This window comes from Haloferax sp. Atlit-6N (genome assembly GCF_003383195.1).
Lineage (GTDB): Archaea > Halobacteriota > Halobacteria > Halobacteriales > Haloferacaceae > Haloferax > Haloferax gibbonsii.
The window spans coordinates 118,377-133,402 of sequence record NZ_QEQJ01000001.1 but is presented as its reverse complement, the minus strand read 5'-3'; the positions used below and the strand labels follow the sequence as shown (position 1 = coordinate 133,402).

Sequence of the window (15,026 nt, the reverse complement as noted above, 5' to 3'; positions counted from 1 at the left end):
AGGGTGAAAAGCTTACTCGCCTATCAGCCCGCGAATCCGCTCGACGTATTCTGCAAATTCGCTTTCGGTCCGCTCGCGCGGGCGGTCGATGTCGACCGAGACGATTTCGCGGACGCGGCCTGGGTTGGCGGCCATGACGACCACGCGGTCGGCGAGCGTGACGGCCTCTTCGACGTCGTGGGTGACGAACAGCACCGTCTTGTCCGTCTCCGCCCAGATGTCGAGCAGTTCGCCGTGGAGCATGTCGCGGGTCTGGGCGTCGACCGCGCCGAACGGCTCGTCCATGAGGAGCAGTTCGGGGTCGACCGCGAGCGCGCGGGCGATGCCGACCCGCTGTTTCATCCCGCCGGACAGCTCCTTCGGGTAGGCGTCGGCGAAGCCGTCGAGACCGACGAGTTCGAGCATCTCAGTCACGCGCTCCGAGCGCGCCGGCTCCTCGACGCCCTGTTCTTCGAGGCCGAAAGCGACGTTCTCGGCGACGGTTCGCCACGGGAACAGCCCGTACTCCTGAAACACCATGCCGCGGTCGGTGCCGGGGCCGGTGACGGGCGAGCCGTCGAGGGTGACCGCGCCCGACGTGGCGTCTTCGAGGCCGGCGATGATGCGGAACAGCGTCGTCTTGCCGCAGCCGGAGGGACCGACGATACAGACGAACTCGCCGTCCTCGACCGCGAACTCGACGTCCGACAGCGCCTCGACCGTCCGGCGGTCGGAAGCGTAGGTCTTGCCGAGCGAATCGACCCGGACCGTCGCGGTCTCGTCGGGGTCGGTCGCGGTCGCGTCGGCTCCCGCGTTCGCGTCCCCGCTCATGCTCTCCACTCCAGCGCCCGCCGTTCGACCCGGCGGAACAGGCCGTCGCTCACGAGGAAGACGATGCTGATGACGAGCATGTAGGCGACCGACACGTCCATGGCGAGGTTCTGCGCCGTGTTGAGAATCTCGTAGCCGACGCCGACGCCGACGATGAGTTCGGCCGCGACGACGATCATCCAGCACTGGCCGATGCTCGTCCGGATGCCGGTCATGATCGAGGGGCTGGCCGCCGGGATGACGACCTTCCGAATCATCGTCCAGTCGTCGTCGACGCCGAGGCTCGCGGCGACCTCTTTGAGGTCCTCGGAGACCCCCTCGACGCCGCCGTAGGCGCTGTAGAAGTTAATCCAGAAGGAGCCGATGGCGACGATGAACGTCGCGCCCTGGTGGTTGACGCCGAGCCAGATGACGGCGAAGCCGATCCACGCCAGCGGCGGAATCGGCCGGAGGAGGCGCGTGACGGGCGTGAAGACGCTGTCGACGCGGGTGTTCCAGCCCATGGCGACGCCCGCGAAGACGCCGAGCGAGGTCCCGATGAGCAGGCCCGGCACGTAGTGGTAGAGGCTCTGAATCAGCTTGACCACCAGTCGAGTCGCCGGGAGTTCCGCGCCGGTGAAGGGAATCGAAAGCGACGCCGGCGCGGTGAGTTCGACGACGAACGCCGCCAGCACCTCGACGGGCGAGGGGAGCAGATACGTCGGTTGGAACAGCGCGGCGACGTACCAGACGGCGAGAAAGCCCGCGAAGCCGGCGACCGCGAGCCCCGTCTGTTCAGAGGAGAACCCCGCGAGCCGGTCGAGCAGTCGCTCGTCCGCCTCCGTCTCCGAGAGGGCGACGCCGCTGCCGACTTCGTCGTTGCTCATAGCGAGTCGTAGATGCCGTAATCGAACATCTCGTCGACGGTCAACTGCGCTTCCGTCTTCCCGAGCGTCTGGGCGTAGTCGGCGAAGATTTCAGCGCCGCCTTCGATATCGTGGGGGTCGGTGATGAAGTCCGACGCGGGGGAGTCGAGCGCCGCGCGAGCGGTCTCGACCGGGAGCGCGCTCTCGCCGATGACCGAACTCGCGTGCTGGGCGGCCGTGTCGGGGTTGTCGGCGACGAAGTTCGTCGCCCGCTGGTGGAGTTCGACGAACTCCGTGGCGAGGTCGCGGTTGTCCTGCCGGAGGCGGTCGTGCATGAGCGTGACCGCCGCGGGCTGGCCGGGCATGAAGTCGCCCGCCCACGCGATGGGCTGGAACGGCGCGTCGTTGGCCTCGATGACCGTCGGAACGGGCTCCATGATGCTCGTGCCGTCGATGTTGTTCGAGAGGAGCGCCTGCTGGACCGCGGCCGCGCCGCCGAGGCCCTTGATGTTCACGTCCTCCTCGGGGTCGAGCCCGAGCGTGTTCTGAATCCAGTAGCGGAGCAGGATGTCGGGGACCGACCCCGGCGGGAACGTGCCGAAGGTGAACTTCCGGCCCTCTCGCGCCTCGAACTCGGCGAAGGCGTCCGCACCGTGTTCCTCCCAGAGGGCGGCGAAGTCGTCGGTGGCGAGAATCTGCATCGCGTTCTTGATGTTCGCCGCGGTGATCTTCGCGGGGATGCCCTTGTCCATGACAATCATCGCCGGGACGATGCCGAACATCATCACGTCGAAGTCGCCCGTCGCCGACGCCTGCACGATGCTCGGACCGTCGGAGAACTTCTTGCCCGCGACCGGGACCGAAAGCTGGTCGAACAGCCCCTCTTCTTCCAACACGAAGTACTGCATGTCCGGGTAGATGGGCATGTAGGCGACGTTGAGTTCGTCCAGCCCGCTCCCGCCGGACCCGCCGAGACAGCCCGCGAGGCCGGCGGTCGCGGCGAGGCCGGAGCCCTGCAGGAATCGTCTACGGCTGAGTGAAGTCGAGCGTGGTGCCTCTGTCATTGCCATCGTTACGAATCAGCGCCTTATTCCGGGCGCGTACGCGGTAACGATAGACGCGGTAGATGACGCTCGAGAACCGATGAAAATCCATCTCACGGCCGCATTCGGGGGTGAAACAGTCGGTCCTCCTGAATTGTCCCCTCCAAGATAGCGGCAGTAAAATCCGTTACTGTACGTCGGTCACGTCACGGAGCCGACGGGTCGGCCGCGACCGTGCGTGGGAAGAACTATCCCGAACCGCGACGCGGGATAGGATATGACGCACTTCTCCGACCGGGTGGAGCGCATCTCCATCAGCGGCATTCGCAAGGTGTTCGAGGCGGCTGGCGAAGACGCTATCAACCTCGGGTTGGGCCAGCCAGACTTCCCGGCCCCGGACCACGCGCGACGGGCGGCCGTCGAGGCCATCGAGGCCGGCGAGGCGGACGGCTACACGGGGAACAAGGGACTCCCGAGCCTGCGCGAGGCAATCGCCGAGAAGCACCGCCGCGACCAGGGCGTCGACCTCGACCCCGGCGACGTCATCGCCACGGCCGGGGGGAGCGAGGCGCTCCACATCGCCATCGAGGCGCACGTGAACGAGGGCGACGAGGTCATCATCCCGGACCCCGGCTTCGTCTCCTACGACGCGCTCACCAAACTCGCCGGCGGCGAACCGGTGCCGGTCCCCCTCCGCGACGACCTGACGCTCGACCCCGAGGCGGTCGAAGACGCCATCACCGAGGACACCGCGGCGTTCGTCGTCAACAGCCCCGGCAACCCCACGGGCGCGGTGTCGCCGCCCGACGACATCGCCGAGTTCGCCCGCATCGCCGACGAGCACGACGTGCTCTGCATCTCCGACGAGGTGTACGAGTACACCGTCTTCGAGGGCGAACACCGCTCGCCCATCGAGTTCGCCGAGACCGACAACGTCGTCGTCGTCAACTCGGCCTCGAAGCTCTTTTCGATGACCGGCTGGCGACTGGGCTGGGTGTACGGCTCTACCCGCCGGGTCGAGCGCATGCTCCGAGTCCACCAGTACGTGCAGGCGTGCGCCTCCGCGCCGGCGCAGTTCGCTGCCGAAGCCGCGCTCAGCGGCCCGCAGGACCGAATCGAGGAGATGACCGAGACGTTCCGCGAGCGCCGCGACCTCGTCGTCGAGGGGCTGGAGGACATCGGCCTCACCGTCCCGTCGCCGGGCGGCGCGTTCTACGTCATGCCCGAGGTTCCCGAGGGCTTCGTCGACGAGTGCATCGACCGCGGCGTGATTATCGTCCCCGGCGAGGCGTTCGGCGAGCACGGCCACGGCTACGCCCGCCTGTCGTACGCGACCGACACCGAGTCGCTCCGCGAGGCCATCGAGATAATGGGCGAGGCGTACGACGCGGTCGTCTGAAATTCGCTCACGGCCGTTATCGGACGATTCGTCGACCGAACTACGACAACTCACGGCATCCGATACGTCTTATTCTCGGCGTTCGAAGTGAAAACCCTTAAATTCGGGAGCCGGTGACGAAACGTTTGTCATGCCCGCAGAGACGCAGGGAGTCATCAGCCTGCTGCCGGCGCTCTTCGCAATCGTGCTGACGCTGCTCAGTCGGCAGGTGCTCCTCTCGCTTTTCACCGGCATCTGGATCGGTGCGACCATCCTGGTGGGATGGAACCCCATCGGCGGGGCGGCGTACTCCCTCCAGTTGGTCATCAACAACGTGACCGAGTCGTTCAACAGCAAACTCCTCCTGTTTACCTTCCTCTCGGGCGCGATGCTCGGGATGATATTCCTCTCGGGCGGGATGAACGCGCTCGCACAGCGCATCATCGCCCGCATCAAGACACGGAAACAGGCCGCGTTGGGGACGAGCGTCCTCGGGATGCTCATCTTCGTCGACTCCTACGCGAGCACGATGATTACGGGCTCGGTGATGCGCCCCATCACCGACAAGTTCGACATCAGCCGCGAGAAGCTCGCGTACCTGCTCGATTCGACCACCTCGCCCGTGGTGAGCGTCGCCGTCGTCTCGACGTGGGTCGGCTTCGAGGTCGGACTCATCCGCGAGCAGTTCGCCTCGCTCGGCATCGACCAGAGCGCCTTCGTGGTGTTCCTCCAGAGCATTCCGTTCCGTTTCTACAGCCTGCTCGCGGTCGCGCTCGTGTTCATCCTCGTCGTGATGGACTGGGACTTCGGGCCGATGAAGCGCGCCGAGCGCCGCGCGAAAGAAGAGGGGAAGCTCCTCGGCGACGACGCCGACCCCCTCATCGAGACGCGCGAGGAGGACATCGTCACGCCCGAGCACGTCGACTCGCGCTGGTGGTACTTCGCCGCGCCCATCGTCGCGCTCGTCGCCGTCACCGGCTTCGGCCTGCTGTACTCCGGCGGCTGGCCCGGCGTCGCACCCGTCGAGGCGCTGAAGGATGCGGCCACCGCCGACGCCATCCTCTGGGGCGTCTTCTCGGCGTGCGCGCTGCTGCTCGCCATCCTCGTCGGCCACGCCCGCGTCGAACTCGAAGCCGTCAGCGACGCCATCTTCGAGGGATTCAAGATGGTCATGTTCCCCGTGGCCGTTCTCTCGCTGGCGTGGACCATCGGCGGCGTCAGCCAGGCGCTCGGCGTCGGTGCGTTCGTCGTCAGCGTCGCCGAGGGCGTCATCACGCCAGAAATCCTGCCCGCGGTCGTCTTCCTCGCCGCGGCCATCATCTCGTTCTCGATAGGCACGTCGTGGGGAACGATGAGTATCATGTTCCCCGTCGCGGTGCCGCTTGCCTACCAGCTCGGCGCGCCGCTCCCCGGTGCCATCGGCGCTATCCTCACCGGCTCGCTGTTCGGTGACCACTGTTCGCCCATCAGCGACACGACGGTCCTCTCGTCGATGTTCGCCGGCGCGGACCACGTCGACCACGTGAACACGCAGATTCCGTACGCCGTCCTCTGCGGAGCCGTCGCGACGGGGCTGTTCCTCGCGAGCGGCTACGGCGTGGGCTCGCTGGCGCTCCTCGGAATCGGCGTCGTCGCGCTGTTCGCGCTCGCGTACTACCTCTCGCAACACGCCGACGTGAGCGTCCCGACCGCCTTCGGCTCCTCGTCGGAGTCGGACTGACGAGTCGGAATCGGACCGCCGCTCCGCGCCCTATTTTTCGCGTCGTCGCTCGTGACTGAGCAGAAGAGAGGAGAGCCGCACCGTCGCCGAGCGGCGGCTCGACGATGGGAGCGTCAGCCCGAACCGAGTCACTGACCGACGAAGCCCGCGACCAGCACCGTCGCGTACGCCAGGAGCAACAGCCCGCCGAAGAGCCCCGCGGCTTCGAGCCCCATGTTCGGGTAGACGAGCGAGAACAGCGCCGTCGAGACCGCGTCGACGAGCATACCCGGGACGACGAGCAGCGCCGCGGCCTCCCGTTTCGCGCCGCCGGAGAGCCCGCGCCACCGGAAGACCCCGACCGCGAGCGCCCACATCGCGGGCACCGTCAACGCGAACACCACGGCCGTGACCAACGGACGAGAGGGCACTAACACGAGCTGGCCGACGACGCGGAAGACGAGGCCGGCGACGAGGGCAATCGCCAGTCCGACGCCGAGAAGCACCCGCGTCTCGGACAGCGGGAGCCGGCGAGCGTCGGCCTCGGAGACCTGTGAACCGATTGTCATGCGTTCCGTACGCGGGCGGGAACTATCAGCGTTCGTACGGGGCCGTAGGTTATTATGTCATTCGGAATTAACGATTGGGCGGATGTCAGTTCTCTCGACCGCCGACGAAGGGAAGTTCCTCATGGACGAGGAAGCCGAACAGATCGGAATCGTGACCGAAGTCGACACGGACGCCCAAATCGCGTACGTCGAACCCGACCCAGACATCGCCGAGGCGGTCGTGCAGGGCCTCGGCTTCGGCGACGCCGACGGCGACGACATCGAGGTCCCCGCCGAGTCGGTGGCGACGGTCACCGATACGGAACTCCGCGTCGCCAAAGACCTCTAAGCCGAAGTCGGTTAGGAACCGGCGGCTTCTGTTTTTATCGCGCAAACCCGGACGAGCGACCGCCACACCCCGGTGAACGATACTCTCGACCCCAGTCTCTGTCGTACGCCGGTGAGCTGCTGAATTCCAATTCTGTATAGCGTTATTTAGTTTATCTGTAGCGTGGTGGACGAGGTACTGACCCAAGAAGAGCGACAAAATTCGCAGAAAAGACGAATCTGTGACAGTTACTTCGCCGTCGAGACGATTTTGATGACGTCGCCCTCTTCGAGTTCGTGGTCTTCGGCGATGCGGCGTTTCGCTCGCGCGTCGACCGCGTGGAGGTAGCCGTCGCCGATGTCGGAGTGGACCGCGTACGCGAGGTCCCGCGGCGTCGACCCCCGCGGAAGGAGGAAGGCGTCGGGGAGGACGTTACCCGTGCCGTCGGTCCACTTCGACTCGTTTTGGACCGGGTAGACCGTGATTCGGTCGAGCACGTCGTAGACCGCGGTGTCGATGGCCTCCTGCGTGCCGGTGCCGCCGTGTTCGCCCATCAGGTCGCGGATTCGTTCGAGGCCCTTCTCCTGTGCGCCGCTCACGTCGCCGACGAGTTCGAAGTCGTCGTCGCCGGGGTGGTAGTCGATGATGCCCGCCTCGCGGGCCCGCCGAAGGGCGAGTTCGCCGTCCGCGGTGGCGGCGATGACGGGCTTTCCGGTCTCGGCGAGTCGTTCGAGGTTTTCCGGGGGCGCGATGTCGACCTTGTTGGCCACGAGGACGATGGGCTTGGTCCGCCGGCGAATCGCGCGGGCGAGTTCCACGCGGTCCTCGTCGTCCCAGTCTTGGGGGTTCGGCGAGTAGTCGAGGTCGCGCAGGACGGCGGCGATGTCGTACTCGCTCGCGCCGACGCCCGTCAGGAGGTCCGAGAGGGCGTCGTCCATGTCGAAGTCGGGCGACCGCGACTTGCGGACCACGGACTCCCAGTTCTTGTGGACGATGCCGGCGAGCCACTGTTCGAGTTCCTCCTCGATGAAGTCGACCTCCTCGACGGGGTCGAAGCTCCCGACTTCGACGGGTTCGCCCTCGGCGTTCGTTCCCCCAGAGGCGTCGACGACGTTGACGATGGCGTCCGCGTTCGTCAGTTCGTCGAGGAACTGATTGCCGAGGCCGCGGCCCTCGTGCGCGCCGGGGACGAGCCCGGCCACGTCCACGAGTTCGACGGCGACGTAGCGGATACCGTCCTCGCAGTTGCCGCAGCGCTCGTCGCGGTCGAGACAGGGACAGCGGGTGCGGGCGTGCGTGACGCCGCGGTTCGCGTCGATAGTCGTGAAGGGGTAGTTCGCCACGTCGACCTCGGCGAGCGTCGAGGCCGTGTAGAACGTCGATTTGCCGGCGTTCGGCTTGCCGGCTAACGCGAGAGAGAGCATGGCTCGACGATGGTCGCGGACGCGGAAAAACGCTCGCGTGCGAGGAGGCGCGAGCGACGAAAAGAAGCCGGCGAACAGTTAGTCCGTCAGTCGCCTGTAGGCGGCGCGGCCGGCGAGCACCACCCCGCTCCCGAGAATCGCGAGGAGGCCGCCGAAGACGACGAGGTACGGGACCGCGTAGGCGACGGCGACGACGAGCGCCCGAAGGGCGACGAACGCGCCGTTGACCGACTCGGAGAACGCCTGTAAGACCGGCGTGTCGTACCACTGCGCCGGGCCGGGCGGCCGCTCCGACAGCGAGACGCGGACGGTCGAGAGCGCGACCCGGTCTTCGAGCGACTGCTTCTGGGCTTCGAGCCGCTCGATTTCGGTCTGGACGTCCGTCAGGCGCTCTTCGACCGCGAGCACGTCTTCGGTCGTGTTAGCCGACTCGTAGAGTTCGCGGAGGCGGTCGCGCTGCGCGCGGAGATTGCTCAACCGCGCTTCGATATCGACCAGTTGGTCGGTCACGTCCTGCGAGTTCGTCTCGACGCGCTCGACCTCGCCGAGGTCCTTCATGTCGGCCATGAACGCCGAGAAGTCCTCGGAGGGGACGCGGACGACGAGTTGGCCCGAGCGGTAGGTGCCGCCGCTCCGGCGGTTGACGTACTCGTTGGAGTCGCTGACGTAGCCGCCGTAGGATTCGGCGGTCGATTCGACCGCGTCGCGCGACTCGTTGAACTCGTCGACGGTCAGTTCTATCTGGCCGTTCTTGATGACCGCCCGGCGTTGGACCTGCGGGAGGTCGTCGCCGCCCGCCTGTTCGGCCTCGGCGGAGCCACCGGTATCGGCGGCGAGCGAGACGCTCTCCGACCCGCCCGCACCGCCGTCAGCCGCGCCGCCGGTACACCCGGCGAGAAGGACGAGGAGGGCGACCGAGAGAAGTTTCAGTCGATTGTCCATAGACGACACTCACCACGCGAGGGATTAATCGTTGGGTAAGCACAAACGGCGACTGTTGCTATCGCGGCGCACGGGCGGCATGGTCGCTCGGGCGACCCGGTTCCGGTTACTCGGCCTCGCGGGGGAGGTTATCGCGGTGGATGCGCATCTCGCCCCGGGCGCGCATCGTGCCGTCGACGTGCGCGCCGGCTTCGAGCACGAGGTCGTTACAGGACACGTCGCCGAGGACGCGAGCGTCCTCGTGGATGCGGACCTCGCCGTTTCGGGTGGTGACGTCGCCGTGGATGCGCGTTCCGCTCCCGACGACGATGTCGTCGCGGGCGCGGAGGCTCCCGAAGACGTTGTTGTCCTCGGCGAGGTCGATGGACTTCGCGCGGATGTTGCCGTGGATTCGACAGCCGGAGCCGACGTGGGCGGGCGTCGAGACGCGCCACGCGTCGTCTGAGACGGTGGCGTTCCGGGGAATCACGAGCGGGTCGTGCGGCGACTCGCCCGAGAGGGTTTCGGCGAGTTCGTCGGCCGCCTCGTCCTCGCCGAGTCGGAGGAGCTGCGAGAGGACGATAAAGTAGAACACGAGCGTCGGAATCGGGTTGCGGATGACGATCCAGCCGTTGGCCTCGAACCCCTCTTCGATGTCGACGTCGTCGCCGATGTCGAGGTCGCCCGAGACCATCAGGCGGCCGGCGATGTGGACGCGCTCGCCGAGGTAGGCGTCGTTGCCGACGAGCACGTTGCCGGCCACGTCGTCGAGCATGTCGAGTCGGCAGTCGGCTTCGGCCTCGATGTCGCCGCCGAAGGTGACGCGCTCGCCCGCGAGGACGTTCCGCCCGCGGACGCCGAACTCGACGGTGCTCTGCCCGCCGACGACGACGTCGCCGTCGGTGACGAGGTCGTGTTCCTCGACCGTCGTCCCGTCGGGAATTTCGAGCGCATCGAGCGGGTCCGTACCCAGTGACACGCTCCGAACCAACACCCGTGCCGTAATAAACCGTCCGCAAGACGACCGTCAGACACGACGGGGGCCGCCGGTTTCGCGACGACGACGCGTATTTAACTACTCGCGGAAAACAAAGACAGGTATGACGATTCTCTCTTTCGACGACGACGGCGTAGACGTGGTCTACGAGGGAACGGAGTTCCGTCTCGAAAAGGCCCTCATCGAGGAGGCCATCGGGAAGTCCTACCCCGACGTGACCGACCACGAGGTGCTGAAAATCGTCGAGAAGGAGCCCTCCCTCTCCGGCGAGCCCCGGCGCGTCCGCGACATCCTGAACTCGTCGTAACCGCCGTCCGAACGACCGAAACTCCGTTTCTCCGCGTATCGCCCTCGAACCACGCGCGCTCGCCGCGCGAACGACTACTCCTCCTCGCCGGTCGCGCTCTTTACCCCGTAAATCTCCGTCTCCGGGTTGAAGTCTGCCCACGCGAACCAGAACATCGGCGAGCGGTCGTTGGCCCGCGTCAGGACCGACCCCTCGTGGGGGCCGTCGAGCGCCCGGCCGGTGAGGAGGGTCCACCGCGACCCGGCGGCGACGAGAACCGGCCCGTCGCGTTCGAACTCGACGGAGTCGCCGTCGACCCGGCGGACGTAGGCGACGAGGGTTCCCTCGGCGGAGGCCGCCACGACGACCGGGAGGCCGCCGACGGTGTCGTTGACGACGCCCGCGCGCTCGACCGCGTCGAGCGGATAAGCACGGGCGACACCATCGGCGGCGACGCCGACGACCGACGTTTTCGGGTGCAGTCGGTCGTCCGCCGCGTCGTTGAAGCCGATGCCGATGGCGCTCGACTGCTGATAGCTCGCGTAGGGGTTCACGTCGTACCGGCGGGTCTGCCGCCCGCGAATCGTGCCGGAGACCGGCGGCGGAACCAACACCTCGGTCTCGGGGTGGGCCGCCCGCCACTCGCCCCACGTCGAGATAGTCGAGGGGAGAAGCGATAGCGTCTCGCCGGTCAGTTCCCCGCGAATCGCGGTCGCGAGCACCTGGCTCCACAGCGAGTTCGTCCGGTCGTCGTACATCACGAGGTCGGACATCCAAAGCAGGCCCGAGACGCCGAAGTACGTCGGCTCGCCGCCGGCGAGCCTGTCGGCGACGACGGCGCTCCCGCACAGCGGACAGTAGGTCACGACCACGGGACGACCGTCGAAGTCGTCGTTGACGATTTCGTGCCAGTTCAGGACCGCGAGCGGATAGGCGCGGGCGACGCCGTCGAGTTCGACGCCGACCACCTCGTCGCCGTCGTCGAGCGTCGCGTCCACCTCGTCGAACCCGCTCCAGTCGGCCGCGAAGACGGGGGCGGTGATGGCCGGGATGGCGTCTTTCGACGCGCCGCGGCGCAGTTCGTCCTCGGGGACCGGAAGCTCGAACGGACCCGAGTACTCGCCCGCGGTGGAATCGGATGTGTCGGCGGGCTCGGACGCGCCATCGGTTCCCGCGTCGTCGTCCGCGACCGGCGGGTCGCTTCCGAGACAGCCGGACAGAGCGACACCGGCACCGAGTGCGGCGAGAACCCGGCGTCGGTTCGTTGTCGAATCCATACCCGATATTCGACCGAGTCGCCTATGAGAAGTGTGCGGTTAGGTATCGATGCGCACGACCGTCGCGGGTCGTCAGTTCGGAGTCGGGCCTGAAGGCAGAAAGCGATCGAAACGGCCGCTCAGAGCCGAAGTCGCTCTTCCAGGCAGACCTTGACGATGGACTTTCCGATGGCTGCACCGCCGGCGAAGGGGTCGAGTTTCGTCTCGCCGGCGCGCTCGCGGTAGGGGATGGGCACCTCGGCGATTTTGTAGCCGCGCATCGCGGGGCGGATGAGGAGTTCGGCCGACAACCCCGTGTTCTCGGTCCACTCGATGTCGTGGAGGAGTTCCCGGCGGTACGCCCGCATCCCGGTGGTCGTGTCGTGGACGGTCGCGCCCATGAGGTAGCTGGCGAGGCGGGCGAATGCGATGTTCCCCGCGCGGTTGAGCCGGGGCATCGTCTCCGCGCCCTTCGTGATTCGGTCCCCGGAGACCACGTCGTAGCCGTCGTTGATGAGGTCGAGGAACTTCGGCAGATACTCCATCGGATAGGTGTCGTCGCAGTCGGTGGTGACGACGACCGGCCGGTCGGGCGCGAGCACCGCGGCCTCGACCGCGACGCCGTACCCCTGCGGTTCCTGTTCGATGACGCGCGCGCCCATCTTGCGGGCGATTTCGGGCGTTCGGTCGTCGGAACCGTCCACGCAGACGACCTCGGCGCGCCCGTCGGTGATTCGGTCGATGTCCGCCAGAACGGACCCGATGGCCTGTTCTTCGTTGTACGTCCCCATCACGACCGCGAGGTCGTCGAAGGTGTACTCGGTCATTGGACGGGGTTATCGACCGTCACTCTTGAACTTTTAGGTTTGCCAAAAACGTGGCGTGCAAGGGCCGGTGTTAGCTCAGTCCGCGGCTATCAGGCTGGTCTTCCAGTTCTTTCGCGTGGTCGACGAGGTAGTCCATGAGGCGGGTCGCCGACGCTTCCACGTCGTCGAGTTCGTCGCTCGACTGCCCGCTGACGCGGACGGAGAGTTCGTAGAGGTCGAGTTCGACGTGCGGGACGGTATCGTCGCCGTTGCCGTTGCCGTTGTCGCGCTCGTCCGTGCCGCCGTCCGCCGCTTCGACGGTCGCTTCCGCGTCGCCCGGCTCGTCGCCGTCGGTCGGTTCGGTCGCATCCTCGGACGGCGGGGTCGAATCGGCGGGGTCGTCCGCCTCGGCGTCGGCGTCGGGGTCGTCGGTCATGTGCGGCGCGTCGCTTCGGGGGATGAAAAAAGCGCGGGGTTCCGGCACGCGCTCGCGGGTCGTCGACCCTCACCGAATACGGCCGCGAACACGCCTCGGCGACCGATTCAGGCGAGTTCGGCGTCGAGTCCCTCGCAGGCGCGGTCGTGGAGACGGCCGGTGACCGTCTCCATGAGGCGTTCGAGGTTGACCGCGTCCTCGCGGTTGTACGACACGAGCGTATCGAGCGACGACTGGTCGCCGCGCTCGTACTCGCGCCAGAGGCGGACGGCGTCGCGGCCGGAGATGTCCGGGCGGTCGCGGTCGATACCCACGTCTTTCTCGATTTGCTTCAGTCCGCCCGTGAGGTCGAGCGTTCGGCACGGATACATCAAGTCGACGTGTGGCACGTCGACGGAGACGTCGAACGAGGTCTCGAGGAACGGCACGTCGAAGCGCGCGCCGTTGAACGTCGCGATGAGTTTCGCGTCGGCGAACTGCTCGCGGAGGGCGTCGGCGGTCAGGTCCTCCCCACTGACGAGCGTCGTCGTCTCGCCGTCCTGATAGAACGAGACGGTCGTCACCGAGTCGCGCTCGGGCGAGAGGCCGGTCGTCTCGATGTCGAAAAAGCACGTCTCGTCGCGGAAGTTCTCGTACAGTCGCCAGCGCTCGCCCGAGGGGAAGCAGTCGTCGAAGAACCGCGAGTTGCCGTCGTCGAGGTGGGCGTACGCGTCCGCGATGAACGTCTCGATTCGGTCGCCCGTCTTCGCGCCGACGAGCGAGGCGTCGAACTCGTCCCAGTGGGTCGACCCGGCCCGCCAGAGGTTCCGCTCCGTCCGCTCGCCCACGCCGCGGACGGGGATGAAGCTGTTCTCGATTCGCATGTCCGACAGGGGGGCGTCGGCGACCCTAAATGCGTCGTCGTGGGTCGGCGGCCGCGCTCCCGGCACGCACCCGGACGCTCCCGCCGCGGGCGTTTTACCCGCAGGGCCCGAAGCCGGGGGTATGTGCGGCCGCTACACGCTGTTCACCCCGCCCGAGGAACTCGAAGCGCGGTTCGACGCGACGCCGACGCGCCCGCTTTCGGCGCGGTACAACTGCGCGCCCGGCCAGGAACTCCCGGTCGTGACCAACGAAGCGGACGACGAGTTCCGCTTTCTCAAGTGGGGGCTCGTCCCCTCGTGGGCCGACAGCGCCAGCGTCGGCAACGACCGAATCAACGCCCGCGCGGAGACCGTCCGGGAGAAGCGGAGTTTCGCCGACGCCTACGAGGCCCGCCGGTGTCTCGTTCCCTCGGACGGCTTCTACGAGTGGGTCGACCGCGGCGGGCGAAAACAGCCCTACCGCGTCGCCTTCGATGACGACCGCCCGTTCGCCATGGCCGGCCTCTGGGAGCGGTGGACGCCGCCGACCAAACAGACCGGCCTCGGCGACTTCGGAAGCGGCGGCCCCTCGCGCGAACAGGAGCCGCTTGAGACGTTCACCGTCGTCACGACCGAGCCGAACGACCTCATCTCCGAGCTCCATCACCGGATGGCCGTCGTCCTCGACCCCGAGGAAGAAGAGACGTGGCTCCACGGCGACCCCGACGAGGCGGCGGCGCTCCTCGACACCTACCCCGACGACGAACTCGCGGCCTACCCCGTCTCGACGCGGGTGAACAGCCCCGCCAACGACGGCCCCGAACTGATAGAGCGAGTCGAGGCGTAGCACGCCGAGGAAGAGCCGCCAGCGCACGGCTGTCCCGACACCTCCGACGCGAATCGGCTGGGTTCGACAGGACGTCGAATTTTCCGAAATCGGTTGAGCCCGAGAACCGAGGTTGTGTATAGCGAAATACGATATACGAGTCTCGGATCGGACAAGCGACGACTCGACAGAGGGACCGAGATATCGAGAGAGTTGATGACTGAGAACGCTGACGTGGAACGTCTGAGTTCCAAGAGTCGATAGTGCTGAAATCTACGTCAGCATCACAGAGCGACAGCCGCGTCGCTCGCGGCTCGGTGGTTCGTATCGCGTCGGAAGTACAACGGTTGCGGGGACGCGGCCGCGAGTCCGGTCGTGCAGACGGAGTGCGGCGTCGCATTCGAAATTCGAGACGGTCAGCTCGACGAGTCGGCGGTCGGGGAGGTGATTCGCTCGAACGGTCATCGTCGCCGAGCGAGTGGTTCGTCGAATCCGACCGAAAGCAAGCCACCGAAACTCGGGATTCACGCGAGTCCGTCAGAACGGCCACAGCGCCGTCAAGCGCCGCTTCACCTGAGATG

General features: G+C 66.9%; 16 protein-coding genes. 5 read left to right on the top strand and 11 right to left on the bottom strand.

Annotated features, from left to right (window positions below):
* Positions 1–12: 12 nt before the first annotated feature.
* The 3 genes from DEQ92_RS00655 to DEQ92_RS00645 are packed head-to-tail and all read right to left on the bottom strand — an operon-like array spanning position 13 to position 2,719.
* The gene (locus tag DEQ92_RS00655) at positions 13–819 is read right to left on the bottom strand and encodes an ABC transporter ATP-binding protein (protein WP_004976803.1); all 807 of its coding nucleotides are present in this window, start codon (positions 817–819) and stop codon (positions 13–15) included.
* Complete coding sequence (locus tag DEQ92_RS00650) at positions 807–1,676, bottom strand: ABC transporter permease (protein WP_050459108.1); 870 nt, start codon at positions 1,674–1,676, stop codon at positions 807–809. Before DEQ92_RS00650 ends, DEQ92_RS00655 begins: the two co-directional genes overlap by 13 nt.
* Positions 1,673–2,719 (bottom strand): ABC transporter substrate-binding protein, encoded by a 1,047-nt coding sequence (locus tag DEQ92_RS00645; protein ID WP_050459109.1) that lies wholly within the window; start codon positions 2,717–2,719, stop codon positions 1,673–1,675. The genes DEQ92_RS00650 and DEQ92_RS00645 overlap by 4 nt, the downstream gene beginning before the upstream one ends.
* A 256-nt stretch (positions 2,720–2,975) precedes the next feature.
* On the opposite strand from DEQ92_RS00645, the gene DEQ92_RS00640 reads away from it, so the two are divergent.
* Both DEQ92_RS00640 and DEQ92_RS00635 read left to right on the top strand, forming a co-directional pair.
* On the top strand, positions 2,976–4,097 hold the full coding sequence (locus DEQ92_RS00640; protein ID WP_050459110.1) for a pyridoxal phosphate-dependent aminotransferase: 1,122 nt from the start codon (positions 2,976–2,978) through the stop codon (positions 4,095–4,097).
* A gap of 130 nt (positions 4,098–4,227) precedes the next feature.
* Complete coding sequence (locus tag DEQ92_RS00635; protein ID WP_115820302.1) at positions 4,228–5,796, top strand: Na+/H+ antiporter NhaC family protein; 1,569 nt, start codon at positions 4,228–4,230, stop codon at positions 5,794–5,796.
* A 128-nt stretch (positions 5,797–5,924) separates the two neighbouring features.
* Here DEQ92_RS00635 and DEQ92_RS00630 read toward each other — a convergent pair whose 3' ends face one another.
* On the bottom strand, positions 5,925–6,344 hold the full coding sequence (locus tag DEQ92_RS00630; protein WP_004976788.1) for a DUF5367 family protein: 420 nt from the start codon (positions 6,342–6,344) through the stop codon (positions 5,925–5,927).
* A gap of 82 nt (positions 6,345–6,426) precedes the next feature.
* Between DEQ92_RS00630 and DEQ92_RS00625 the strand changes: the two genes are divergently transcribed.
* Positions 6,427–6,672, top strand: a complete 246-nt coding sequence (locus DEQ92_RS00625; protein WP_004976785.1) for a hypothetical protein — start codon at positions 6,427–6,429, stop codon at positions 6,670–6,672.
* A 227-nt stretch (positions 6,673–6,899) separates the two neighbouring features.
* Here DEQ92_RS00625 and DEQ92_RS00620 read toward each other — a convergent pair whose 3' ends face one another.
* The 3 genes from DEQ92_RS00620 to DEQ92_RS00610 form a co-directional block, all read right to left on the bottom strand.
* Positions 6,900–8,075 carry a redox-regulated ATPase YchF gene (locus DEQ92_RS00620; protein ID WP_004976783.1) on the bottom strand — a complete coding sequence of 392 codons (1,176 nt, stop codon included), beginning with the start codon at positions 8,073–8,075 and terminating at the stop codon, positions 6,900–6,902.
* A gap of 78 nt (positions 8,076–8,153) precedes the next feature.
* Complete coding sequence (locus tag DEQ92_RS00615) at positions 8,154–9,017, bottom strand: DUF4349 domain-containing protein (RefSeq protein WP_004976781.1); 864 nt, start codon at positions 9,015–9,017, stop codon at positions 8,154–8,156.
* A gap of 106 nt (positions 9,018–9,123) precedes the next feature.
* Positions 9,124–9,975, bottom strand: a complete 852-nt coding sequence (locus DEQ92_RS00610) for a polymer-forming cytoskeletal protein (protein WP_042666655.1) — start codon at positions 9,973–9,975, stop codon at positions 9,124–9,126.
* A gap of 121 nt (positions 9,976–10,096) precedes the next feature.
* Between DEQ92_RS00610 and DEQ92_RS00605 the strand changes: the two genes are divergently transcribed.
* Positions 10,097–10,300: a DUF5800 family protein gene (locus DEQ92_RS00605; RefSeq protein WP_004976775.1), complete on the top strand. Its 204-nt coding sequence runs from the start codon at positions 10,097–10,099 to the stop codon at positions 10,298–10,300.
* A gap of 74 nt (positions 10,301–10,374) precedes the next feature.
* On the opposite strand, the gene DEQ92_RS00600 is transcribed toward DEQ92_RS00605, so the two are convergent.
* The 4 genes from DEQ92_RS00600 to DEQ92_RS00585 all read right to left on the bottom strand — a co-directional run bounded on the left by DEQ92_RS00600 (position 10,375) and on the right by DEQ92_RS00585 (position 13,640).
* Complete coding sequence (locus DEQ92_RS00600; RefSeq protein ID WP_115804879.1) at positions 10,375–11,556, bottom strand: DUF3179 domain-containing protein; 1,182 nt, start codon at positions 11,554–11,556, stop codon at positions 10,375–10,377.
* 119 nt (positions 11,557–11,675) lie between these two features.
* On the bottom strand, positions 11,676–12,362 hold the full coding sequence (locus tag DEQ92_RS00595; RefSeq protein ID WP_004976770.1) for a dolichyl-phosphate hexose transferase: 687 nt from the start codon (positions 12,360–12,362) through the stop codon (positions 11,676–11,678).
* A 70-nt stretch (positions 12,363–12,432) separates the two neighbouring features.
* Positions 12,433–12,777 carry a hypothetical protein gene (locus DEQ92_RS00590; protein ID WP_004976768.1) on the bottom strand — a complete coding sequence of 115 codons (345 nt, stop codon included), beginning with the start codon at positions 12,775–12,777 and terminating at the stop codon, positions 12,433–12,435.
* Between the two features lie 107 nt (positions 12,778–12,884).
* A complete protein-coding gene (locus tag DEQ92_RS00585; RefSeq protein ID WP_004976764.1) occupies positions 12,885–13,640 on the bottom strand; it encodes a ribonuclease H-like domain-containing protein in 756 nt (251 codons plus the stop codon).
* Between the two features lie 121 nt (positions 13,641–13,761).
* On the opposite strand from DEQ92_RS00585, the gene DEQ92_RS00580 reads away from it, so the two are divergent.
* The gene (locus DEQ92_RS00580) at positions 13,762–14,466 is read left to right on the top strand and encodes an SOS response-associated peptidase (protein ID WP_004976762.1); all 705 of its coding nucleotides are present in this window, start codon (positions 13,762–13,764) and stop codon (positions 14,464–14,466) included.
* Positions 14,467–15,026: the final 560 nt, after the last annotated feature.